We start from the raw sequence: 21,507 nt of genomic DNA on the forward strand, positions 1-21,507 counted from the left end.
GCCCTGGCCCTGGGTCGAACGGATTGCGGTGCACAGATTGGTCTTGCGGCTGAGACACGACGGGCATTCGCGGCATTCGGGGGTATAGAGCGGAATGACATGATCGCCCTTCCTGACCGAGGTCACCCCCGGTCCGACATCGACGACGATGCCGGCGCCCTCATGGCCGAGGATCGCCGGGAACAGGCCTTCCGGATCGGCACCGGACAGGGTGAAATCATCGGTGTGGCAGATGCCGGTCGCCTTGACCTCGATCAGCACTTCGCCGGCTCTTGGCCCCTCCAGCTGAACTGTCATCACCTCAAGCGGCTTGCCTGCCGCAACCGCGACCGCTGCTCTTACGTCCATGATCTCGTCCCTTCCTGCTATGATTTGGTCCGCGCGACATTGGCATGGGCGCACGGGGCGGCTCAAGCCAAAATCAGACACTTAGCGTCGCAATTGTCATGTTTTAGCCGAGCAATCGCCGCGCAGCTTTTCTGATATGGCCCCGATGGCGCAGCTTCTCGATCAGGCGAATTCCATGATCACTGCGTCGACGGCGAGGCTTTCGCCCGGCTTGGCGTTGATCTTGCCGATGACCAGATCGCGTTCGGCGCGCAGGACATTTTCCATCTTCATCGCTTCGACAATGGCCAGTGTTTCGCCCGCCTTGACCTCCTGTCCCTCAGCAACAGCAATCGCTACGACCAGGCCCGGCATGGGGCAGAGCAGCAGCTTCGAGGTATCCGGCGGCAATTTGACCGGCATCAGCTTGTCGAGTTCAGCCTGACGCGGCGTGAACACCCTGGTCCGGACGGAAATACCCTGCCAATCGATGCGCAGACCATTGAGCACGGTGCGGATCTGGGCTGTCAGCTTGCGGCCGCCGACCGTGCCAGCCCATACCGGATCGCCGGGACGCCAGTCGGTTGCGACAGTTACGGTTTGGGCGCCGATCTGCATGTCCATCTCGAAGGGAATGATCACCACGCCTTCAAGCAATGTCACAGGCAGATAGGCGGCACCAAGCTTGACGACCCAGCTCTCCCGCAGTGGCGCGGCGGCTGGACGCAGCCGGTCGGCATAGCGTTCGCGGCGGTTGGATTCGATCAGGCTGCAGGAAAGGGCGATTGCCGACAGCAAAGCGGTTTGCTCCTCGTCCGGCGTCACCGGCGCGAAGCCATCGGGATATTCTTCGGCAATGAAGCCCGTGGAGAGGCGGCCTTCGCGCCAGCGCGGATGCTTCATCAGAGCCGAGAGGAACGGCATATTGTGCTCGATGCCATCGACGACAAAACCATCCAAAGCTTCGCCCATCGCTTCGATTGCCTCCAGCCTCGTCGGAGCCCAGGTGCAGAGCTTGGCGATCATCGGATCGTAATAAATAGAGATTTCCGCGCCCTCGAAGACGCCGGTGTCGTTGCGCACGACCGATGTCTCCGTCTTGCCTTCGCGCGGCGGACGATAGCGCGTCAGACGGCCGATCGAGGGCAGGAAGTTGCGATAGGGATCCTCCGCATACAAGCGGCTTTCGATCGCCCAACCGTTGAGCTTGATATCCGCCTGCTTGAACGGCAGTTTTTCGCCCGCTGCAACGCGGATCATCTGCTCGACGAGATCGACGCCGGTCACCAGCTCTGTCACCGGATGCTCGACCTGCAGGCGGGTATTCATTTCGAGGAAATAGAAGTTTTTGTCGTGATCGACGATGAATTCGACCGTGCCGGCGCTTTGATAATCGACGGCCTTGGCGAGCGCCACGGATTGCTCGCCCATGGCCTTGCGCGTTGCTTCATCAAGGAACGGCGAGGGAGCTTCTTCGACGACCTTCTGGTTCCGGCGCTGGATTGAGCATTCGCGCTCGCCGAGATAGACGACATTTCCGTGAGCGTCGGCCAACACCTGGATCTCGATGTGCCTGGGATCGACGACGAATTTCTCGATGAAGACGCGGTCGTCGCCGAAAGAGCTTTTCGCCTCCGAACGGGCGCGCTCGAAACCATCGCGTACCTCATCCTTGCTCCAGGCGATGCGCATACCTTTGCCGCCGCCGCCGGCGGATGCCTTGATCATGACGGGATAGCCGATCTCGGCAGCGATCCTTTCGGCATGATCGGCATCATCGATGATGCCGAGATAGCCCGGAACCGTGGAGACCTTGGCGGCATTGGCGAATTTTTTCGATTCGATCTTGTCGCCCATGGCTTCGATCGCCTTTGGCTTCGGGCCGATGAAAACGATACCTTCCTTCTCCAGCGCCGCACAGAAGGAGGCGCGCTCGGACAGGAAGCCATAACCCGGATGAACTGCCTCGGCTCCGGTCTCCTTGCAGGCAGCGATGATCTTGTCAGCGACGAGATAGCTTTCGGCTGCGGGAGCTGGGCCGATATGCACGGATTCATCGGCCATTTCGACATGCAATGCGTCCCGATCCGCATCCGAGTAGACGGCGACCGTGAGGATGCCCATTCGTCGCGCGGTCTTGATGACGCGGCAGGCGATCTCGCCGCGATTGGCGATCAGGATTTTCTTGAACATGCAATCTCCGCCCAAATACTCTATTCAGTCAGTGTTTTATCCATAAATTGCTTGCCTGGTCCATGCGCAACATGTCCGCGCTCACGCGGTTTTTTTCAATCTCGATTGAACGCGTTCCCGCCAGATGATGAAGAGGCCGGAGCCGACGATAATGGCGATGCCGATCCATTTGGAAAGATTGGGAAAATCGCCAAAAATTGCGTAACCGAGGACGGTAGCGGAAATGATCTCGAAATACTGGAATGGAGCAAGCAGCGACAGTGGCGCCAGCCGGAAGGCTCTGACGACGAGCATATGCGCGTAGCCTGATATCGAACCGAGAATCAGCAGAAGCACCAGTCCAAGCGTCGACGCGGGCAGGGACGGCTCGAAGTCAGCGATGCCAGCGGATGCTCCGACCAGCAGGGTGATCGACATGAACAGCGTGCCACCAACGCCGGCCATGATCTGCATCGTGATCGGCGAATCCGCCTCGCCGACGGCGCGGTTCATGAAAAGATACAGCGCATAGAGAAATGCACAGGCAACGGGCAGCAGCGCCTTCAATCCGAAAATCTCGAAACTTGGCTGGATGACGATCATCGCGCCAACGAAGCCGACGGCGATTGCCAGCCAGCGTCTCCAGCCGACCCTATCGCCGAGAAACAGGGCAGAAAGGGCCGTCAGCATGAAGGGCTCGACGAAATAGATCGCGAAGACATCGGCAAGCGGCATGTATTTGACCGCGGCGAAAAAGAGTAGGCTCGCAGCGCCATGCAATGCGCCACGCAGCAGATTCAACCAGGGCCGCTTTGCAGAGAAGGCCGACCTCCCGGTAGCGGTCGCAAGGAGCGGCAGCATGCACACAAGCTGAAAGAAGAAGCGATAGAATGTCACCTGGCCCGGCGACATGCCTTCAAAACTCGCCATGTACTTGGCAATCGCGTCCATCGTCGGCAGCAGGATCATGGCGCTTGCCATGATCGTCATGCCTCTAAGCGGATTTTGCTGCGTGGAAACGGCGGAAGAGACGGGCATGCGTCAACTTCAAACACAGGACTAACATGCAATCAAGACGCGCTTGAGAGCAGGTTGCAAGACGCGGTGGCAGCCATCCGAAAGTGCCATACTTTTCCAAATGGGACAGATCTCCCTGGCGAGATGACGCCCTTAGACCTATCTGGAGCTTTGGAACCGGCTAAAACATGACTGCGCCGCGAAAAATGGCTGGCGCGACCAGGAAAGGGATCGCACCGATGTTCAAACCAGAACAAGAGACGACCGTTTTTTCGGATGAAGGCGGTGATACGCTTGGAGGGCGCTTGTCCATGGCGCGCGATGCCGCGGGAATCAGTCTCGAAACGCTGGCCGGACAGCTTGGCGTCAGCGAGGAGACAATGCTCGCGTGGGAATCCGATCGCGCCGAACCCAATCCCGCCGCGCTGGCCAAGATGTCAGCTCTTTTCGATGTTTCTCCGGCGTGGCTGATGACCGGATCGGGCGACGGACCTGGGGAGGACAGCGACGAGCGCGCCCTGGAAGCCGTCAGGAACGAGCTATCGCGGCTGCGCACGGCCTATCAGGAGATCGGCCGGCTGATAGAGACGACGACAAAGCAGCTCGAACGCCTCGACCATCAGATCCGGCTGCGCAATCTCAGCAAGGATGTGGCGCATTGAGCGCGGTTTCCCACGTGGCGCGGCTTAGGTACTTCTAGCTTAATCTGGCAATCGTATCGTCGAGGGTGTCGATCGCGAGTTGTTCACGGGCGATCATGTCGTCAAGATCGATGACCTCTCCGATCTCTTTCGCGTCAATGCCCTGCGTCTTCATCGCCAGCAGTTCGTTGCGATGGGCGATCTTTTCGCCTCGGATTTTGATAAGCTTCAAGCGAAAATCATCATTCATCTCCAATTCCTCCGTTTGGAATGAATTATCGCCATTTTGGGACTGTCATCGTTCTCCCAGCTCGTCTCCTTCAACCTCAATCGTGTCCACGGCCGCGATAGGTGGTTGGGACACCGGCTTTCTCATGGCATTGCGCGAGGGTTTCTAGCCACTCCGCCAACCCTTCCGGGACTTTGGCATTTCCAGCTTCCAGCGCCTCCACCCATGACAGGTCACATTGCAGAGCGCTCGCCAGATTGATGGGCGTCCAGCGTATATGCAGAAGGCATTCTGAAAAGCGTTCCGGCGTCATCCGTTTTCCCCATGTCTGAAGACGTTCACGGTGCCAGAGAGGGGCGCGAAGTCAAGTGACCATGGAAATACGACGGCTGTTCCGGCCCATCAGGGTATGCGAACTGCCTCTTGGCATGAATTTCGTGAGCAACTTGTTTGGATAAGGGGCAGCGCCGCAATATTCCCGACGCTTTGATCGGCTTGCATGCCGTCGGCAAGGTGGAGGATGGCATGCGGGATAACATCGCGCTGAAACAAGCGTTGGTTAGGTATTGTTTTAAAAACAAAAAACCCGGCCAAAGCCGGGTTCTTGGTGCGGTCGAGAAGACTCGAACTTCCACGGGTTGCCCCACAGCGACCTCAACGCTGCGCGTCTACCAATTCCGCCACGACCGCATCGTGGTAGGCCAGATTGCTCCGGCGCGGCTGCATGTAGCAAAAGCATTCGGGGGGCACAAGAGCGATATGTCAGTTTTTTTAAATTCCTTCACAGCTCGTCCGATCGAGCTGGTCCGGATGCAGCGGAAACGCCTTACATGTTTGAATTCCCGCCCGAATAGCGCCATATGTGGACAACTCGTTGGCACGCAGGTTTTCCACATATGCGGCCGGCGCGGCGCGCAAAGGACTGCCATATGCTTCGCACCGAACTTTCTCACCAAATGTTTCCCGTTCAAGGCACGCCGCCGGTCCGCTGGCGGATCAGCGATGGCCTCGTGCCATATGAAGAGACCGTAGCCACGATGGAGGCGGAAGTGGCCGCGATTGCCGAGGGGCGGGCGCCGGAGCTCGTCTGGCTGGTCGAGCATCCGCCGCTCTATACTGCAGGCACCAGTGCCAATGCCGCCGATCTGATCGAGCCGGATCGATTCCCGGTCTTTGCGACCGGACGCGGCGGCGAATATACCTATCACGGGCCAGGTCAGCGCGTCGCCTATGTCATGCTGGACCTCAAGTGTCGGCGGCAGGATATCCGAGCCTTCGTCGGCGCGCTCGAAGAGGTCATCATCCGCACGCTCGATTCGATGAATGTGCGCGGCGAGCGGCGAGAGGATCGAGTCGGCGTTTGGGTCAGGCGCCCGGAGAAGCCGATTCTGGCTGACGGCACTGTGGCCGAGGATAAAATTGCAGCTCTCGGCATCCGCGTGCGCAAATGGGTGACGTTTCACGGCCTGTCGCTGAACGTCGATCCCGATCTCGGGCATTTCACCGGTATCATTCCTTGCGGAATCTCGGCCTATGGCGTCACTAGCCTCGTCGATCTCGGTCTGCCAGTCATGATGGCGGATGTCGATATTCGCCTGCGTGAGGCGTTCGAACAGGTCTTCGGCGAAACCATCAATGACCCGTGAAGGTGATTGGCGATTGCCCGAAGACCATGCCGGAGGCTGCGCTGAATTCTAACGCTGAGCAGGACAGGTCAAACGACCTGTCCGGATTCATGGCGAAAACTGCTATAGCTCACGCGAGCGCTCTTCTGCCAAGGGCAGTTCCGGTTCATCCAGAACGAACCGTTTCGATTTCTCCAAGAGATCAATGCTGTCTTCCGCCTTGAGAAGATCATGCAGTTTCTGATCGCTCAGGATATTATCGCTATCATGCGAGGTCATGCGGGTAACTCCTTGACCTCTGCAGGCGAGAGTAATCATCTCTCTCAGCCGATGGCGCCTACGGGTTCGGTAGCCAACGGTGAAGACAGCCTACGCCCATTTGGGAGATGTGGCGAATCATTTGGTGCGATGGTCCATTTTCGCTGCACGCTCCGCTCGACAGGAAAAGTGCATTGAAAGAAAAATGCCCTGGAAGGGAGAGCATCCAGGGCACAGAGAGGGGAACTGCATAACCGAAACTAGGGCGAGGCGCTCGCACTTCAAGGCCGAAGCTCACGACAGGTTGTATTTGGTCTGGAATCGCCCTTATGCATCGCTGACGTGCAAATAGCAGAAGCAAGATTGCAATATGAATCGGCACCATCGATTCTTCCATCTCCGGATGAACTCAGCGCGCCGATGAACCGCCATCCGGGATTGTCACTACAGTCAAGCCACTCTTTTTGATGGCTATTTTTGTACAGTTTGCGTTCATGTTCGTCCGCATATGGTGTCTTCCGTCGCCCCCAGATCGCGCGTCGATTGACAATCGATATGGACGATACGATTAATAGTTTCGACATTCGTCATAGAGCGGAGGATATGCCAATGACAAGTCGTGCCATCCTGTTGATGTCTCTTGCGTCTCTCACAGTTGTAGGCTCGATGGGCCTCGCTTCTTCGGCTTCTGCGCTAACCATGAAAGAGTGCAGCGCCAAATACCAGGCGGCCAAGACCGCTGGTACCTTGAACGGCCAGAAGTGGAATGACTTCCGCACAACGCAGTGCAGTGCGGACGCCAGCGCCACTACGACGACCACCGCTCCCGCAGCCACCGCACCAGCGGCTACGACGCCTGCCAAGCCGGCGAAGACCACTGCGGCAGCCAAGGTCGACGCCAGCGAACCCGATGCCACCAAGCCGCCGGCAGCAGAACCGGCAAAGCCGACCACGGCTGCTCCGGCTGGTGTAACCTTCCCGGCAAAGGTCGATCCCAAATATGCTACCGAGACGCCCGGCAAGGGCCGCTTCCACACCTGCGTAGACGCCTATAATGCCGCCAAGACCAGCAATTCGCTCGGCGGCCTGAAGTGGATCCAGAAGGGCGGCGGCTACTACAGCCTCTGCAATTCCAAGCTCAAGGGCTGATTGCGAAGCTGACGAACTACGAAACGGGTGCCTTCGGGCGCCCGTTTTCTTTTGCTTATATCAATCCCGCGTCTTCTCCCATTTTTTGACGAGCCGGTCGCGCTTGAGCTTGGAAAGCCGCTGCAGCCAGAAAATGCCGTCCAACTGGTCGATCTCGTGCTGGATGCAAATGGCCAGAAAGTCATGCGCCTCCGCTTCATGAGTTTCGCCGGCGACATCCCGATAGCGAAACCGGATCGATTTCGGCCTGACGATCTCCTCCGTCGCTCCGGGCATCGAAACGCTGCCCTCCATATGCCGCATGGTCTCCGCCGATGACCATAGGATTTCCGGATTGATATAGGTACGCACACCATCCTCGCGGCTGAGTTCGATCACAACGACTCGCTTGAGGACGCCGATATGCGCGCCGGTGATGCCGACGCCGGGCGCGGCCCGCATCGTATCCAGCAGGTCGTTGACGAGCACTCGCAGATCGTCGTCGAAGGCCGTGACGGCAGTGCAGGCGGTTCGTAATAGCGGATTCGGAAAGCGGATGATGGGGCGGGCGGACACGGCACTCTCTATGGAGGACATTGGGTAGGAGGCTGCCAGGATAAGGAGAAGACGACGGCAATGCCACCCCTTAACAGCTGAGCTTCCCTATGAGCTTTTTCCATCATCCAATTGTTTTTATCGATTTTAAGTGAACCCAATTCGGGACGTTGGGCGAGCCGGAGGCCTTCTAGCCGAATGATGTCTGCCATTCTATTCCACCATTTCGTACTTCCATCGCATTGATTCGCACATCGCATGGCTTAGGCGTCTGCGGTCTTTATGACCATTCCCATCGAATTTTCGGGAAATTTCGCCCTCTCAGGCCTTGTGAGCCTGCGGTTTTGTGCTGCACTAGCGGGTCGGGAACTGACTGCAACCCGTGAAAATTGACTATTACGTAAAAGTCAATATTATCATGGGGAGCAGATAGGGGCGGATTCTTGGTCGACGGATACTATAGCATAACGGAGCTCACTCGGGAATTCGGCGTTTCGACCCGAACCCTTAGGTTCTATGAGGACGAAGGCCTCATTCACCCCGAGCGCAGGGGCCGCACGCGTCTGTTCCGTCCGGCCGACCGGCGTCTCATCATGGAAATCCTGCGCGGCCGCCGCATCGGCTTCACGATCGCCGAAATTCGCGAAATCATCCAGGTCTACAAGGAGCCTCCGGGTGAAATCGGCCAGCTGAAGCTGCTGATGAAGCGCGTCGACGAAAAGCGCGACGAGCTGCGTCAGAAGCGCAAGGATATCGACGATACGCTGAGCGAACTCGACAATGTCGAAGAGGCTTGTCTCGGCCGGCTGGCCGAAATCGGCGTGGGAACTTGATCCGCTATTAAGCGCTCAGCTTCTCAAAGCCAGCGCCGCGTGTGCTTGCAGTAAAATTCGAATTCGCAGCCGAATCGCGAGAGGAGATGCATCTCCTCGCAGCGGATGACGAGCAAGGTCGTCAAGGCGGCGGCCGCTGCCGCCATGGCCAGGAACCAGAGATTGCCGATCAGAAGACCGAGGCCTGCGGTCAGCAAGGTATAGCCGAGATAGGTTGGATTGCGGGTGAAGCGAAAGGGGCCGGAGGTCACGAGATGCGCGCTGCAGCGTTGGGTCAGAATGGTCGTACGGCGTTCCATCAGTGTCTTGACGGCCCAGACATTCAACGTCACCGCAAAGGCGGTCAAAAGCGCGCCGACCACCCATGAAATCAGCGCCCAGATGAAGGGCAAAGGCAGAGGATACAACCGCTGCAGAGACAGCGCCGCCATGATGGCGAGGCTATAGAGCAGCGGCGGCCACGGAAAACTCAGCGACTTCGAACGATAGGCATTCATAGAATAACCCTGTCATTGCGCTTCATCCGTGCATTGTATCGCGATTCGGCTTACGCGTTCATCGGTATCTGCTTTGATCGCCCCAGATTCCAATGGTTTGAAGAGATTTTGAGTCTGCAACTTGTCGAGCGTGCATTGGCAGAAGCTGCGGCACATGGCTTCGCTGCCCGATCGAGTACAAGAGGCCACGCATTGCCCCATATAGCCGGCGGTCGCGTCCTGCGGCGGAGCCGGAGCGACCAGCGACAGAAGATAGACGAGACCGAACAGCACCGGCTGATGGACCAGATAGAAGATCAGGCTGTGCCGACCGGCACGGGCAATGAGATTGCGGCCGGGACCGAATTTCGCCAACGACTTAAGCCAGCCAAGAGATGTCGCCAATTGCGCGGTGCCGAGGCCGAACAAGAATGGCGTCAGCCATGGGAAAAGCGGCACATAGTCGTTCGAGCGCTGGATGTTTTCCGAAAGCCCCACCCACCATAGCCAGGGCGCGTCGAAAAATGTCGAATGCAGCGATAGGGGTGCAATCATATTGTCGACGACAATGCCGGCGGTAAGCACTATCGCGACGAGAAGTGTGGCAAATGCCGGCAGACGCAGGAAGAGGAGCCCAATGAGGCTCGCGGCCGCAATGCTGTGGAGGATGCCGAAAAATATCCATTCGTCGCGCATGCCGATGAAGGTGACGAGAGAGATGGCAGCGGCCGCCGCGACGATCATGCCTAGTCGTCGCCAATAAGAGCGCCAGCGGATTTCCGGCGTATTGGCAAGCACGAGGCTGACCCCTGCCAGGAACAGGAAAGTGCTGGCGATGACGCGGGCGTAAAGCTTCAGCCAGCCTGTTTCCGCCGTGCCGGAATCGAGATAGCCGAAGAATTCGAAATCCCAGGTGCAGTGATAGCTTGCCATGGCCAAGAGCGCGACGCCGCGCGCCGTGTCCAGAATGCCGATGCGGGGCGTCTTTTGCGGTGCATCGGCACTCTCGGCGATAGCGACCATTGGCGGGTCCTTCCAGGCATGAACTCAGATCACGAGCGCCGCTTGAGACGACGCGGGCATGTCATGGCACATCGCTATCCATAATGGCCAGACGGGCATCGGAAAAAAACTGCCGGCGAACCAGCACGATGATGATGAACATGGTCGTGACCATGAAAACGTAAGGGCTCAGAAACCAGCCGAGATAGCCGATCGACAGGAAGATTGCCCTGAGGCCGGCGTTGAAATTGCGCGCCGCGATAATGTTCATACGCACCACCCGCTCGGCGGCTCTTTCCGCACCCGCGGGATCGAGAAGAGCGTCCTCGCGCATCGGCAGGGAACCGAAGAGAATGGTGCAATAGTTGAACAGGCGGTAAGCCCAGCCGAACTTGAAGAAGGCATAGCCGAAGAGGCAGGCAAGCCCGGCCACCTTGATTTCGAAGGCTGTGCGACCACCGTTGAGAATGAAGGGCATATCCGAAAAAAAGGCGTTGATCTTATCTGTGGCGCCAAGAAGCGCAAAGCAGCTGCCGATGGCGAAGATCGATGTGGAGGCAAAGAAGCCGGTTCCGTTCTGCAGGCCCGAGAGGATCTGCGTATCTATCATTTTCAGGTCGCGGCGCAGCGAGTTGTAGATCCATTCGCGCCGGCGCGCATTCATCGCCAGCGTCAGGCTTGTGCGATTGAAGAAGCTGGCGCTGCTGGTGATCCAGTTCAGCGCGACCCAGAGAAAGATGAAGAGGGCGAGGGCGACATAGTCGGCAGTCGTCATAAAGGGAGATTCTCCAGATCAATCCGGTGTGGACTGTAGCGCAGCGCGTGGCGCATGCAATGGCCTTCTGTTTGCTTCCCCGAATGCCTATATGTAATGTCGCTGCCATGAAATCCGATGTCGGCAAATCGCCGTGCAAGCTTGCCCCGATAGCGTAGCCTTGCCGGAAATCGATTTGCCTGGAGGCACCAAAGGTCCATGTTTCTCTCAGTTTTCGATGTGTTCAAGATCGGTGTGGGACCGTCCAGCTCGCACACGATGGGGCCTATGTCGGCCGCGAATCGCTTCCTTGATCTCGTTCTTTCGAACGAATGGCCACGCCCGTCTTCGAATGTGCATGTCGAGTCGATCAAGGTCAGCCTGCATGGCTCGCTCGCCCACACAGGCATTGGCCACGGCACGGGCAGGGCGGTTATTCTCGGCCTGATGGGCGAGAGGCCGGATAGCGTCGATCCCGACCATATGGATGCCATTATCGACGAAGTGGAGCGCAGCGGGCGCATCATGCCGCCGGGCCATCCGGCCTATCGGTTCCAGCCCAAGACCGACCTCATCTTCGACAAGAAAGTGCCGCTGCCCGGTCATGCCAACGGCATGAGCTTCTCCGCCTTGGATAAGGATGAGCGCTTGCTGGTCAAGCGCATTTATTATTCCGTCGGCGGCGGCTTCGTCGTTACCGATACCGAATTGGAGCAGATGAAGGCCGACCGGAAAAAGCCTGCCCCGGCCGGCGAGCGCGTTCCGTTCCCCTTTGCCAGCGCCAAGCAGATGCTCGAAATGTCCGAGCGTTCCGGCCTTTCGATTGCGCAGATGAAACGCGCCAATGAAGAGACACATATGAGCGGCGAGGAGCTGGATGCCGGCCTCGACCGCATATGGGCGGCCATGAGCAGCTGCATCGATCGCGGTCTCAAGGTCGATGGCATCATGCCAGGCGGACTGAAGGTGCGCCGGCGTGCGCGTGCCATCCATGATAAATTGCAGGAAGAGTGGCGCAGCAACCGCATCAATCCGCTGCTCGCCAACGACTGGCTCAGCGTCTACGCCATGGCGGTCAATGAAGAGAATGCGGCCGGCGGCCGCGTCGTGACGGCGCCGACCAATGGAGCGGCGGGCGTCATTCCGGCAACGATCCGTTATTATCAGCATTTCCATGAGGACTGGGATCAGGACGGTATTCGCAACTATCTTCTGACGGCTGCTGCCGTCGGCGGCATCATCAAGCACAATGCCTCGATCTCGGGCGCCGAAGTCGGCTGTCAGGGCGAGGTGGGCTCGGCGGCCGCGATGGCGGCTGCGGGACTTGCCGCAGTGATGGGGGCGACGCCGGAACAGATCGAAAATGCGGCTGAAATCGCGCTTGAACATCATCTTGGCATGACCTGCGACCCGATCGCCGGCCTGGTGCAGGTGCCGTGCATCGAGCGTAACGCGCTTGGTGCAGTCAAGGCGGTCACTGCCGCTTCGCTTGCGATCAAGGGCGACGGCCAGCATTTCGTGCCGCTAGACGCCTGCATCGAAACCATGCGCCAGACGGGTCACGACATGAGCGAGAAATACAAGGAAACCTCCACCGGTGGCCTGGCCGTCAATGTCGTGGAGTGTTGAGTGTGGACGCCTGATCTAAAAGCTTGACGCTGTCGGTCAAAAGGACTTCAACGGCATTATGGCTTTGCATCTCATTAAATTGTGCGTTGGCGCGGATTCGCTTGATGATCTGCGCGAATGGGTTTCCGAGCGGGCGATGAACGCCATTGCTGCTGGGCTTGAGCCGCATACAACCCACACGACGCGCATGGTGCCGAAACGGATAGACGAGCTGTTGGACGGCGGCTCGCTTTATTGGGTGATCAAGGGGCAGGTGCAGGCGCGGCAAAAATTGCTTGGCATCGAGACCTTTACCGACGCTGATGGTATTCAGCGCTGCCGACTTATTCTCGACCCGAGTGTTGTGGAGACGACAGGGCAGCCGAAGCGGCCATTTCAGGGCTGGCGGTACCTGCCGCAGGACGACGTGCCGCGCGATCTCGATAGTCTCGGCGCGGCAGCCGAATTGCCCGCCGATCTGCGGCGGGAACTTTCCGAACTCGGGTTGCTTTAACGCAGCCGCATCATGATCGGCGCGCGGCCGGTCGGGGCGGTGATGTGCAGATGAATATGGGCTTCCGGCTGCGAATAGCGCCAGGCGCGAGCGCCGTGGCAAAGTAGAACGCCGATCAAGTCTTTCGTCTTGTTGCGCGAGCGTGAGCGGCTGAGACCCAGGTCCGCCAGCCGCATCGCTGCCTCATGCAGCGGATGAAGAGCAAAGCCCTTCTGTTTCATCTTGCCCCCGCTATCGAGCGAGAAACCGGGAAAGTTCTCGTTCATTGCCATTTCAAAACCCCGTACACATTACAAACTCAGGGCCGGCCCGTTTGACAATCGGAACCGGAAGATCGGAGCCATAGAAGGCCCGACCAATTTCATATCATGCGGCGTGAAAACACCCGCCACATGCCTATTCCATACTCGCCCAGCACTTTACGCCGGCACGCTTGAGCGCCTTGCAGGCATTCACCGCTTCGCTCTGATCTTCAAAACCGCCAAAACGGGCGCGGTAACCGCCGTCGAAGGCGACGGCATAGGGTTTAGCCGAACGCAATGCCTTGCCGGCCTTGCTCTTCGCGGTATCAAGCAGGTCGGTCGCACCGTCCTTGCTGGAGGAAACGCCAATCTGAACGATCCAGCCGGTAGGCCCGCGCTCAGCTTTTTCAGCCTTTGCGACCTTTTCAGATTTCTCGGCTCGCTGCAGCTTGACGAGTTTCGTATCGCCCTTGGAGGTCGATGCGGTCGTTACGGTATCGATCTCATCCTCATCAGCATCGTTTGTAGATCCGGTGGAGGCTGTTTCGTCATAGGTGGGCCGCTTCGCGGGCTCCGCTTTTGTCGAAAGCAACGGATTGGAGGAGGAAGATTGCGGCGTTACTGCTGCGAAGGCCGCCGCACTGGAAGGGCCGGAATCGGCGACTTCGGTAGTTCCGTTATTCTTGATATTCGCGTGGCTGATATCCGCCATGCGCGCGCTGGCCGCCTTCACATTGGGGGATACGGCTGGCACCTGCGCGATCACATTGGAATCGATATGCTTTGTCGATGCCTTGGGCAGATAATCAGCGATCAGCTTGCGCATCTGATTGTCGCGAGCTGGCGTCGAAGCGCCGCCAAGGACGACGCCGACGATGGAGCGGCCATCGACTTTCACGGAAGTCGCGAGATTATAGCCGGCGGCACGCGTGTAACCGGTCTTGATGCCATCGACGCCGCGTACGGAGCCGACCAGACGATTGTGACCAAGGATCGTGCGATTGCCGAGCCGGAAGCTCGTTTCGGAGAAGAAGCCGTAATATTCCGGGAAATGCTCGCGCAAGGCGATGCCAAGGCGGGCCTGATCGCGCGCCGTCGTCATCTGCGCTGTGTTTGGCAGGCCGTTCGGGTTGCGATAGGTCGTGCGCGTCATGCCGAGCGCACGCGCCTTGTCGTTCATCATGCGGGCGAAGCCTTCCTCCGAACCGCCAAGCATCTCGCCAAGCGCCATTGCGGCATCGTTGGCAGACTTTGTGACGATGCCGAGGATCGCCTCGCGGACAGTCACGGAGCGGCCGGGGCCAATACCGAGCTTGGTCGGCGCCTGCGCTGCGGCGTTTTTTGAAAACACAACCGGGGTATCGAGGGTGATGCGGCCGGCTTCAAGCGCTTCGAAGGTCAGATAGACCGTCATCATCTTCGTCAGCGAGGCTGGATAGTGCAGCGTGTCGGCGTTTTCACTGTAGAGAACGTTACCGGTATTGGCATCGATGACGATGCCGGCATATTTCGGACCGGCCGCGCTTGCGTCAACGACAGTCACCGCGACTGTCGCCGTTGCAATCGAAAAACCAAGAAGCGCTCTCGCCAGAATCTTACCGGTTTGAGACGACGAAACGGAAAGAACGGATCTGGACACTAAATCACTCTCTGCTTGCATTTACATTCTCGATTATTCGGCCGACGCCTCCATGAACGGCCATTCCGTTCAACAGTAGAGGCTTAGCGTTACCAATCGGTTTATGATGAACAGTTGGTTTCATGTTTCTGCGCCATTTTAGCGGCCGCCCACAGCTGTCGCCGCAGGCGCGGCATTATCCACAAGGTGGATATTGACGAAGTTCAGGACGGCTGCATCCATCGCGCGCCAATCACCCAGCTGATTGCTGGAAAAACGGTAGAGAACGCTCAAATCCCTACCGACCTTGATGTCCCTTTGACAGTCGCCGCTGGTTGCCAGTGCGGGCGAGGAGGGCAGGAGGCAGCGCACGACATAATCGGTCTCACCGGGCCGCGGCGCCGTCAAAAGAATTTCGTCGTTATAGCCGGCATCCGCGCGAAGCCGATGTGCCGTCAGGCCGAAGGGCCCGCCATAGGCTGCCCCATCCATCAGTTGCGAATAGATCGGGCCGAGCCGGCCAGACATGTCGTGGGACATCGTGCTCTGGCTGATTTGCAGGAAGATCAATGAGGACGATTGCGAGATATCGTCGAAGCGCATGCGATCAGCTTCGGTGTAACCTTGCATCTGCGGCCAGGTCAGATAGAGATCGACGCGCTCGGCCGTACCGTCCGAACGCTCGCTTGGAAAGCGGATGGTGTTTGCAGCCAGACGCATTGTGTCGTCGCCGATCGTGACGGAGATGGGCTTGGTATCCGTCGTATGGCCTGCAAGCGAAATTTTCCCGCCAAGCCAGCGTCCACCAACGGATATGGCGACGGTCAGGGCTGCCAGAATGGCGACGCCTGCTGTGAGCCGATAGACAAAGCCGCTCGATATCAGCGGTCTTTCGTCGATCATTGCGGCGGATGACAGAGGAGGAGCCATACTCTTGCCTTCATTTCCTTCCGCTCCGGGTGCCGTCATCGACGACAAAGCCTCGCGGTGCCTGACTTTTTTGAGTCTCGTTGGAAATGATGATTGGCGCCACGATGGTTAATCGACGGTTAAATATGCATCGCAAGCCATGCTAATGATAGACTTAAATTCTCTGGATATTTTCAGACTTGGCTTTGGAGCCAGTTACAAAACGAAAAAGAGCCGTTCCCCGGGACAGTGGGAACGGCTCAGAGGCACCGGCCTGGACAGAAATCAGGGGACGAGACCGGGCCTCTGACTTTGACCATCGGCGCTAGGTCGCCGATGATCCTGTGTGAAGAACGCTTATTTCAAGCTGCCGACCGCGACGGCCCGGCCATCCTGGATCTTGACCCAGCGAGCGGGATGATCGGCGGACTGGCGCTTGAGGAAGGTATATTCGGTCTCGGACCAGAGGTTCACCTTGTTGCGCATGTTATCGAGAATGAAATCGCCACGATCCGTGCGTACCGTCAGCACGGCATGACCTTCGCCGTTTGGCTGCAGCACGACGGTCATGAGCAGATCGGAAGGTGAGAAGCCGGCATCGATGAGCTGCTTGCGCTTCAGAAGCGCAAAATCTTCGCAGTCGCCGGCGGTGGTCGGAATCGCCCACTTCTCCTCGACGCCGTAAAGTTCCATATCGGTCATCGGCTTGATGGTCGTGTTGACCGTGTAATTGATCTTCAGAATCGTCTTCCAGCTGTCCTGGTTCAGGATCATCGGGCCCGCGTCACCGCCGGAATAGGCGCATTCCCGTGGGTTTTCCTTGCAGAATTCATAGTGACCGATCGGAGGGGCGGCGTCGCCTGTTATCGTCATGTTGGCAGGTGCTGCCTGAGCAAGGCCGAAGAAGCCAAGAGTGGAAAGCGCCAAAGCGGCAAAGCCGCGAAGTACGATTTGGAAGTTCATGTCCCTGTCCCTGTTTTTATTGGGATCAGAATGACACGCGTGATTTTACCTGACGCAAAATTGCACAGTTAAATTAAGGGCTTAGTTGAATCAAATCTGGAGAAAATTCTCATAAAACACGCAGAAAACTTGATTCAAGTTCACGGCAAATTCGATTAAAATTTGAAGAGTTTTGGTATGAAGTGCAGCGAAGCGAGAGTTCGATATCCGGCTGTTTCAGAACGGTTTTCAACAATGAGAATCGTTAACGTCCGGACGCAGATTTGGGCAGCAACCGTGTTGTATTGATACAGAGCCCACCTCGCGATAGGCCTGCCGAGTGCTGGAAATGACAGCAAGAACCTCAATCTGTCCCATTTTGGGAAAGCCGGCTCAAAAAAATATTTTGATTTTTATTGCTTGAAATCGCCGCGAAGCCCGTCGGTTGCGCGGATGATCGCGGCAGCCATTTCCGCGACGGCCGGCGAGTGGGCAGCGTTGGCGACGACCACCAATTCCGCCTCTGGCCATGCTTGCGACAATTGCCAGGCGGTTACCAGCGGCGCCTCGAGATCCATCCGGCCCTGGATCATCGTGCAGGGGATTCCGGCGAGCCGATGGATGTCGCGCAGGATCTGCCACTCATCGAGCCAGGCCAGATGGTGGAAGTAGTGGGTGATGATCCGGGCACGGGCCGTCAGATAGCGAGGATCGGACCACCGAGACGGAAGGGTCTCGCGCGGATCGAGCAAGATCGAGGCGCCCTCCCATTCGTGCCAGTCTCTGGCAGCTCTCACGTGGATTGCGGGATCTGGGTCAAGCAGAAGGCGATAATAGGCAGCGACGAGATCACCATCACGATCCTCTTCGGGCACGGCAGCCCGAAAGCGTGCCCATTGCTCCGGAAAGAAACGACCGAGACCTTGGCAGAGCCAGTCGATTTCCGATTGTCTGGTCATGGTGATGCCGACGAGGAGCAAGTGTTCCACTCGCTGCGGATGGGTTTCGGCATAGGCGAGCGCAAGCGTGCAGCCCCAGGAATTGCCGAATACGATCCAGCTTTCAACGCCGAGGCGCGACCGCAATTGCTCGATATCGGCAATCGTGTGCCATGTCGTGTTGGCCGAGAGATCGACCACTGGTTCCGACGTATGCGGAAGGCTGCCACCGCAGCCGCGCTGGTCGAACTGAATGATCCGATAATAATGCGGGTCAAAATAACGTCGCGTTCCGGCGGAACTTCCTGACCCTGGACCGCCGTGCAGGATAAGAACGGGCCTGCCTTGGCGGTTGCCTGATTGCGTCCAATAGATCCGCTGGCCGTCACCGACCTCAAGCAGGCCCTCGTCAAAAGGAATTGTGTCCGGGTAAAGCATTTGCCGTCACGCGCTGAGGAGAAGACAGGCATCGCTGTTTCGCGACGCCGCGTGACAGGAGGATGACAATATCAGAGAAATTCGCGCAAGGTCTCGCGCGACTGCAGCGAAAGGAATTCGATCGCCACACCCTCCATGAAATGGCGGACGACGCGCCCACGCATATTGCCGAGGCGCACCGGCATTCCGATCGTGGGGCGTATCTCGACATCGACGGCTGCGCCCGAGAGCGAGAGGTCCATGATGCGGCATACATATTGCGTGCCGTCTTCGAGCGTGAGCTCGCTGCGGGTATTGCGCGGCGTCAGACGATCATGGCGGCGATCTTCCGGCAAGCCGAGTTCGTGCTTGTTGGCAAGCCAGGTCAATTGGGCGGCAAGCTTTTCGCGCTTCCGTTCGGTCGCATTGATCGACATGGTGAAACCGCGCCCATCGATGGCCACGACATTGCCCTCGACGCGGCCGAGGTGATCGATATAGGCGATGACGCGCTCGTCGGCGCGCGGACGTCCCAGGCAGGTGACATGAAGGTCACCCGGCGACATCTCTGTGACCAGGCACTCGAATTCCTCGTAGTTAGCCAGCATCAGGCGGCCCTGCATATTGATCGGAACCCGTTGAAAGGTCCGCTGATCATTGCGAACGGCATTGCCTGTCATTTGGTTGGGCCGCGTCGCATGGGCCGGCTGGAATGAGTGCATGAAGCGTCTTGAACCCTATTGCGTCTCTTCCAACTATTAGCCGCAACTCCTTAAAGTAAGGTTGTCTTTCCCAAGGCTTGACTTAGAGATGATCATCGATTTTGTTCCGAGCTGGGTCAATTCCGGTTCTCTCGCGCTCATTTTTTGCTTGAATTAACTTTCGGCGCATCCATTCGCCCAGGCTGCTTCTCTGATGCGGCAGAAGATCTGTCGGATCGGGATGGGGCGGCGTATCCACGAGCCGGACAGGGCGGTCGCGAAGCAAGCGGCTGCGATCCAGCGCCAGAAATTCCAGGCGCTCGTTGCCGAGCCATGTCGCGTAAACGGTAGGCGTCAGACAGCCGAGCAGTCTGTCGCAAGTGTCGCTCGATGTGCGAACCGGCAGCAATATCAGTTCGAAGGTCATGCTGCGGCCGCTGATGCAATAGCCCGTCGCATGGATCGATGCGGGAACGACGTGCCTCATCACGCCGGCGGCGATGCGCATCGGATCGTCCTGCTGGCTGCCAGCCCAGAGCGCTGCGAAATGCTCGCCGCGGAGTTCGCGTCCCATGAGGTTGCAGATCGCCGTGCCGGCCAGGCGGAAGCGTGGATTGTCGTCGGCCGTATTTTCCAGGATGAACAGTTCGGGAAGAATATGGCCGATCGCCGATGGTTGTATCAAATTGCGCAAGGGGGCATCCGCGTTGCCGCGTATGTGCTCCCAATAGGTAAATATATCGATGCTCGTCTTCTGGCGCATAATGCGTCCGTGTCCCATTTCATTTCAAATACAAAGGCATTCATTGCCTTCGACTCCGACGTTGCGAATTCCATGCCAGAACCGGGCCATTAGGGTTAACAAGGAGTTTTAGTTGCTCTGCCGGATGGTGGGTGTAAGGCTTTGTTCATCACTTCACGAAGTGACCTTCAGCACGAATTTCCCGGCAGCCGGACGGGCCATCGAGGTCCAATCCGGAGAGGAGCATCCCGGCACGCCGCCCCATATTGCGGGCGGCTTTTTTTTTGATTTTTGCTACGGTATGTGTCGATGACTTCCGGAGCCTTTCCGCTTTTCGTCGAATCGCGAAAACGCTCCATCCCTTTTGTTTTACGCAATTCCGGACGGACTTTTCCTGGAATTGCTCTATCGATAAGCCGAGCAAGACATGGACGATGAACAGCTGCCGCGCCCAGAGCCGGAAAATCCGCGGCCGCAGCAGCATGTGCCGGCCTTCAACCTGCCTCCCGCGATTTTGGCGAGCCTTGCTGTTCTGATCGTCATTTTTGCGGTCATGAACCTTCCTTGGTGGTCGGACGATACGCTGAACTGGATTTATTTCGCCTTCAGCTTCATCCCGGCCCGCTATGTTTTTCCCTTGTCGCAGCAGGGGCTGGAATGGCTTTGGACGCCGGTCACCTACTCGCTGCTGCATGGCGGGATCGAGCATATCGTCTTCAACAGCCTTTGGCTGATGGTCTTTGCAGCACCCGTGGCGCGACGCATCGGTGCACTGCGCTATGTGATTTTCTGGATTTTCTCGTCCGCGGCCTCCGCCTTCCTGCATGCGGCGCTCTATTGGGGAGACCAGACGCTTTTGATCGGGGCATCGGGCGTGGTCTCGGCGTTGATGGGGGCGGCTTGCCGCTTTGCGTTTCCGGTCATGGACGGTCGCAGAGTTTCCATGCGGCAGGCGCATCTCAACCCGCGTCTCAGCATTTTCCAGTCGCTTCGAAGCCGCACCGTCGTCGCCTATATCGTCATGTGGGTCGCCGGTAATGCACTCGTCGCTTTCGGCATCAACCTTGCCGGCGACAGCTCGCAGCCGGTGGCCTGGGATGCTCATATCGGTGGTTTCCTGTTCGGATTCCTGCTTTTCGCACCCTTCGACCGGCAGCCGCCCGTGGAAGCTCAGGAAGCTTTACCACCCGATGAATGAGCTGTTGCTTTCTTACTGACACTGGCGCACCATTACTATCCGTCGGTCGTGGGATGAGGAGATCGACCGACCGACGGGCAAGGCGCCGGTTTGAGCTCCGGGGGTAATTTCGGAACATATCGGACGCTTCAGGTGTTCATCATGCTTTCGAGATGGGAGGATCGAATGTCAGTTTCCGTAAAGGCCATACTTGAAGCCAAGGGCCGTGACGTCGTGACGACGGGCGGCAATACGACCGTTGCCGAGGCCGCGAAAATTCTCAACGAGAATCGCATCGGCGCCATCGTGGTCGTCGGACCGGGCGGCAAGATTTCCGGCATCTTCACAGAGCGGGATGTGGTTAATGCCGTTGCCAAGCAGGGGCAGGAATGCCTCGACAAACCGATTGCATCGATGATGACGGCCAAGGTGCACCGCTGCAAGGAAGATACGACCACCGACGAGTTGATGGAACTGATGACGATGCGCCGCTTCCGCCACGTTCCCGTCGAGGAGAAGGGCAAGCTTTCCGGCATCATCTCCATCGGCGACGTCGTCAAATGGCGCATCCGCGAGATCGAACTCGAGGCCGAGCAGATCAAGGCCTATATCGCCGGATAAGAAGCGGTTCGGCGTCGCCGCGGCAATCGGCGCGGTGGGTCGCTTGCAGCAAGCAACGGCC

At 58.0% G+C, this 21,507-nt stretch carries 25 protein-coding genes and 1 tRNA gene; 8 read left to right on the top strand and 18 right to left on the bottom strand.

Annotation, left to right across the window (positions count from 1 at the left end; genetic code table 11):
• The 3 genes from PH562_RS28395 to PH562_RS28405 form a co-directional block, all read right to left on the bottom strand.
• Positions 1–348: alcohol dehydrogenase catalytic domain-containing protein (locus tag PH562_RS28395; RefSeq protein WP_285177079.1), on the bottom strand; the 348-nt coding region annotated here is incomplete at its 3' end.
• Positions 349–510: 162 nt separating this feature from the next.
• Positions 511–2,520 carry an acetyl-CoA carboxylase biotin carboxylase subunit gene (locus tag PH562_RS28400; RefSeq protein WP_285177080.1) on the bottom strand — a complete coding sequence of 670 codons (2,010 nt, stop codon included), beginning with the start codon at positions 2,518–2,520 and terminating at the stop codon, positions 511–513.
• 81 nt (positions 2,521–2,601) lie between these two features.
• Complete coding sequence (locus PH562_RS28405; RefSeq protein WP_285177081.1) at positions 2,602–3,537, bottom strand: DMT family transporter; 936 nt, start codon at positions 3,535–3,537, stop codon at positions 2,602–2,604.
• A 218-nt stretch (positions 3,538–3,755) separates the two neighbouring features.
• Between PH562_RS28405 and PH562_RS28410 the strand changes: the two genes are divergently transcribed.
• Complete coding sequence (locus tag PH562_RS28410) at positions 3,756–4,178, top strand: helix-turn-helix domain-containing protein (protein ID WP_285177082.1); 423 nt, start codon at positions 3,756–3,758, stop codon at positions 4,176–4,178.
• Between the two features lie 34 nt (positions 4,179–4,212).
• Here PH562_RS28410 and PH562_RS28415 read toward each other — a convergent pair whose 3' ends face one another.
• The 3 genes from PH562_RS28415 to PH562_RS28425 form a co-directional block, all read right to left on the bottom strand.
• Positions 4,213–4,407 carry a hypothetical protein gene (locus PH562_RS28415; protein WP_285177083.1) on the bottom strand — a complete coding sequence of 65 codons (195 nt, stop codon included), beginning with the start codon at positions 4,405–4,407 and terminating at the stop codon, positions 4,213–4,215.
• 76 nt (positions 4,408–4,483) lie between these two features.
• The gene (locus PH562_RS28420; RefSeq protein WP_015339986.1) at positions 4,484–4,699 is read right to left on the bottom strand and encodes a hypothetical protein; all 216 of its coding nucleotides are present in this window, start codon (positions 4,697–4,699) and stop codon (positions 4,484–4,486) included.
• 292 nt (positions 4,700–4,991) lie between these two features.
• A tRNA-Leu gene (locus PH562_RS28425) sits at positions 4,992–5,076 on the bottom strand.
• Between the two features lie 239 nt (positions 5,077–5,315).
• Between PH562_RS28425 and lipB the strand changes: the two genes are divergently transcribed.
• Positions 5,316–6,032, top strand: coding sequence for a lipoyl(octanoyl) transferase LipB (lipB, locus tag PH562_RS28430; RefSeq protein ID WP_285177085.1), 717 nt, complete (start codon positions 5,316–5,318; stop codon positions 6,030–6,032).
• 102 nt (positions 6,033–6,134) lie between these two features.
• Here the strand turns inward: lipB and PH562_RS28435 are convergent, their stop codons facing one another.
• Positions 6,135–6,290, bottom strand: coding sequence for a hypothetical protein (locus tag PH562_RS28435; protein WP_285177086.1), 156 nt, complete (start codon positions 6,288–6,290; stop codon positions 6,135–6,137).
• Positions 6,291–6,878: 588 nt separating this feature from the next.
• Here PH562_RS28435 and PH562_RS28440 point away from each other — a divergent pair.
• Entirely contained in the window at positions 6,879–7,418 is a 540-nt protein-coding gene (locus PH562_RS28440; RefSeq protein WP_113229811.1) for a hypothetical protein, read from the top strand.
• Between the two features lie 60 nt (positions 7,419–7,478).
• Here the strand turns inward: PH562_RS28440 and PH562_RS28445 are convergent, their stop codons facing one another.
• Positions 7,479–7,973 carry a peptide deformylase gene (locus tag PH562_RS28445; protein WP_285177088.1) on the bottom strand — a complete coding sequence of 165 codons (495 nt, stop codon included), beginning with the start codon at positions 7,971–7,973 and terminating at the stop codon, positions 7,479–7,481.
• Between the two features lie 422 nt (positions 7,974–8,395).
• Here PH562_RS28445 and PH562_RS28450 point away from each other — a divergent pair, with 422 nt between their 5' ends.
• On the top strand, positions 8,396–8,785 hold the full coding sequence (locus PH562_RS28450; RefSeq protein ID WP_069612249.1) for a MerR family transcriptional regulator: 390 nt from the start codon (positions 8,396–8,398) through the stop codon (positions 8,783–8,785).
• 23 nt (positions 8,786–8,808) lie between these two features.
• On the opposite strand, the gene PH562_RS28455 is transcribed toward PH562_RS28450, so the two are convergent.
• The 3 genes from PH562_RS28455 to PH562_RS28465 form a co-directional block, all read right to left on the bottom strand.
• Positions 8,809–9,282 (bottom strand): methyltransferase family protein, encoded by a 474-nt coding sequence (locus tag PH562_RS28455; RefSeq protein ID WP_285177091.1) that lies wholly within the window; start codon positions 9,280–9,282, stop codon positions 8,809–8,811.
• Positions 9,283–9,294: 12 nt separating this feature from the next.
• On the bottom strand, positions 9,295–10,284 hold the full coding sequence (locus PH562_RS28460; protein WP_285177094.1) for an acetyltransferase domain-containing protein: 990 nt from the start codon (positions 10,282–10,284) through the stop codon (positions 9,295–9,297).
• A 61-nt stretch (positions 10,285–10,345) separates the two neighbouring features.
• A complete protein-coding gene (locus tag PH562_RS28465) occupies positions 10,346–11,038 on the bottom strand; it encodes a DUF599 domain-containing protein (RefSeq protein ID WP_113229815.1) in 693 nt (230 codons plus the stop codon).
• A 198-nt stretch (positions 11,039–11,236) separates the two neighbouring features.
• Here PH562_RS28465 and PH562_RS28470 point away from each other — a divergent pair, with 198 nt between their 5' ends.
• A complete protein-coding gene (locus tag PH562_RS28470; RefSeq protein ID WP_285177098.1) occupies positions 11,237–12,646 on the top strand; it encodes an L-serine ammonia-lyase in 1,410 nt (469 codons plus the stop codon).
• A 58-nt stretch (positions 12,647–12,704) separates the two neighbouring features.
• Positions 12,705–13,139, top strand: coding sequence for a DUF1489 family protein (locus tag PH562_RS28475; protein WP_113229817.1), 435 nt, complete (start codon positions 12,705–12,707; stop codon positions 13,137–13,139).
• On the opposite strand, the gene PH562_RS28480 is transcribed toward PH562_RS28475, so the two are convergent.
• From PH562_RS28480 to PH562_RS28510, 7 genes are all read right to left on the bottom strand, one after another.
• Positions 13,136–13,411 (bottom strand): hypothetical protein, encoded by a 276-nt coding sequence (locus PH562_RS28480; protein WP_285177100.1) that lies wholly within the window; start codon positions 13,409–13,411, stop codon positions 13,136–13,138. The genes PH562_RS28475 and PH562_RS28480 overlap by 4 nt on opposite strands.
• Positions 13,412–13,535: 124 nt before the next feature.
• Positions 13,536–15,041 (bottom strand): D-alanyl-D-alanine carboxypeptidase, encoded by a 1,506-nt coding sequence (locus PH562_RS28485; RefSeq protein WP_285177102.1) that lies wholly within the window; start codon positions 15,039–15,041, stop codon positions 13,536–13,538.
• 117 nt (positions 15,042–15,158) lie between these two features.
• Positions 15,159–15,929, bottom strand: coding sequence for a hypothetical protein (locus tag PH562_RS28490; protein ID WP_285177104.1), 771 nt, complete (start codon positions 15,927–15,929; stop codon positions 15,159–15,161).
• Between the two features lie 336 nt (positions 15,930–16,265).
• Positions 16,266–16,871, bottom strand: a complete 606-nt coding sequence (locus PH562_RS28495) for a transglutaminase-like cysteine peptidase (RefSeq protein WP_285177105.1) — start codon at positions 16,869–16,871, stop codon at positions 16,266–16,268.
• A gap of 392 nt (positions 16,872–17,263) precedes the next feature.
• Positions 17,264–18,226, bottom strand: a complete 963-nt coding sequence (pip, locus tag PH562_RS28500) for a prolyl aminopeptidase (protein ID WP_285177107.1) — start codon at positions 18,224–18,226, stop codon at positions 17,264–17,266.
• Between the two features lie 71 nt (positions 18,227–18,297).
• Positions 18,298–18,927: a PilZ domain-containing protein gene (locus tag PH562_RS28505; protein ID WP_113229822.1), complete on the bottom strand. Its 630-nt coding sequence runs from the start codon at positions 18,925–18,927 to the stop codon at positions 18,298–18,300.
• Positions 18,928–19,009: 82 nt separating this feature from the next.
• A complete protein-coding gene (locus PH562_RS28510; protein ID WP_285177109.1) occupies positions 19,010–19,669 on the bottom strand; it encodes a PAS domain-containing protein in 660 nt (219 codons plus the stop codon).
• Positions 19,670–20,075: 406 nt separating this feature from the next.
• On the opposite strand from PH562_RS28510, the gene PH562_RS28515 reads away from it, so the two are divergent.
• Together PH562_RS28515 and PH562_RS28520 are read left to right on the top strand one after the other, a co-directional pair.
• Complete coding sequence (locus tag PH562_RS28515) at positions 20,076–20,846, top strand: rhomboid family intramembrane serine protease (protein WP_285177111.1); 771 nt, start codon at positions 20,076–20,078, stop codon at positions 20,844–20,846.
• A 165-nt stretch (positions 20,847–21,011) separates the two neighbouring features.
• Positions 21,012–21,446, top strand: coding sequence for a CBS domain-containing protein (locus PH562_RS28520; RefSeq protein WP_015339966.1), 435 nt, complete (start codon positions 21,012–21,014; stop codon positions 21,444–21,446).
• Positions 21,447–21,507 lie beyond the last annotated feature (61 nt).

It is taken from the genome of Rhizobium centroccidentale (assembly GCF_030182565.1).
GTDB lineage: Bacteria > Pseudomonadota > Alphaproteobacteria > Rhizobiales > Rhizobiaceae > Rhizobium.

Bases quoted from the DNA above. Each gene is read 5' to 3' on its own strand.
- PH562_RS28510 (WP_285177109.1), bottom strand. From the start codon at position 19,669: ATGCGCCAGAAGACGAGCATCGATATATTTACCTATTGGGAGCACATA.
- PH562_RS28490 (WP_285177104.1), bottom strand. From the start codon at position 15,929: ATGGCTCCTCCTCTGTCATCCGCCGCAATGATCGACGAAAGACCGCTG.
- PH562_RS28520 (WP_015339966.1), top strand. From the start codon at position 21,012: ATGTCAGTTTCCGTAAAGGCCATACTTGAAGCCAAGGGCCGTGACGTC.
- PH562_RS28410 (WP_285177082.1), top strand. From the start codon at position 3,756: ATGTTCAAACCAGAACAAGAGACGACCGTTTTTTCGGATGAAGGCGGT.
- PH562_RS28405 (WP_285177081.1), bottom strand. From the start codon at position 3,537: ATGCCCGTCTCTTCCGCCGTTTCCACGCAGCAAAATCCGCTTAGAGGC.
- PH562_RS28480 (WP_285177100.1), bottom strand. From the start codon at position 13,411: ATGGCAATGAACGAGAACTTTCCCGGTTTCTCGCTCGATAGCGGGGGC.
- PH562_RS28505 (WP_113229822.1), bottom strand. From the start codon at position 18,927: ATGCACTCATTCCAGCCGGCCCATGCGACGCGGCCCAACCAAATGACA.
- PH562_RS28460 (WP_285177094.1), bottom strand. From the start codon at position 10,284: ATGGTCGCTATCGCCGAGAGTGCCGATGCACCGCAAAAGACGCCCCGC.
- PH562_RS28495 (WP_285177105.1), bottom strand. From the start codon at position 16,871: ATGAACTTCCAAATCGTACTTCGCGGCTTTGCCGCTTTGGCGCTTTCC.
- PH562_RS28485 (WP_285177102.1), bottom strand. From the start codon at position 15,041: ATGCAAGCAGAGAGTGATTTAGTGTCCAGATCCGTTCTTTCCGTTTCG.
- PH562_RS28400 (WP_285177080.1), bottom strand. From the start codon at position 2,520: ATGTTCAAGAAAATCCTGATCGCCAATCGCGGCGAGATCGCCTGCCGC.
- PH562_RS28420 (WP_015339986.1), bottom strand. From the start codon at position 4,699: ATGACGCCGGAACGCTTTTCAGAATGCCTTCTGCATATACGCTGGACG.
- PH562_RS28515 (WP_285177111.1), top strand. From the start codon at position 20,076: ATGGACGATGAACAGCTGCCGCGCCCAGAGCCGGAAAATCCGCGGCCG.
- PH562_RS28455 (WP_285177091.1), bottom strand. From the start codon at position 9,282: ATGAATGCCTATCGTTCGAAGTCGCTGAGTTTTCCGTGGCCGCCGCTG.
- PH562_RS28470 (WP_285177098.1), top strand. From the start codon at position 11,237: ATGTTTCTCTCAGTTTTCGATGTGTTCAAGATCGGTGTGGGACCGTCC.
- PH562_RS28415 (WP_285177083.1), bottom strand. From the start codon at position 4,407: ATGAATGATGATTTTCGCTTGAAGCTTATCAAAATCCGAGGCGAAAAG.
- PH562_RS28435 (WP_285177086.1), bottom strand. From the start codon at position 6,290: ATGACCTCGCATGATAGCGATAATATCCTGAGCGATCAGAAACTGCAT.
- PH562_RS28440 (WP_113229811.1), top strand. From the start codon at position 6,879: ATGACAAGTCGTGCCATCCTGTTGATGTCTCTTGCGTCTCTCACAGTT.
- pip (WP_285177107.1), bottom strand. From the start codon at position 18,226: ATGCTTTACCCGGACACAATTCCTTTTGACGAGGGCCTGCTTGAGGTC.
- PH562_RS28475 (WP_113229817.1), top strand. From the start codon at position 12,705: ATGGCTTTGCATCTCATTAAATTGTGCGTTGGCGCGGATTCGCTTGAT.
- lipB (WP_285177085.1), top strand. From the start codon at position 5,316: ATGCTTCGCACCGAACTTTCTCACCAAATGTTTCCCGTTCAAGGCACG.
- PH562_RS28465 (WP_113229815.1), bottom strand. From the start codon at position 11,038: ATGACGACTGCCGACTATGTCGCCCTCGCCCTCTTCATCTTTCTCTGG.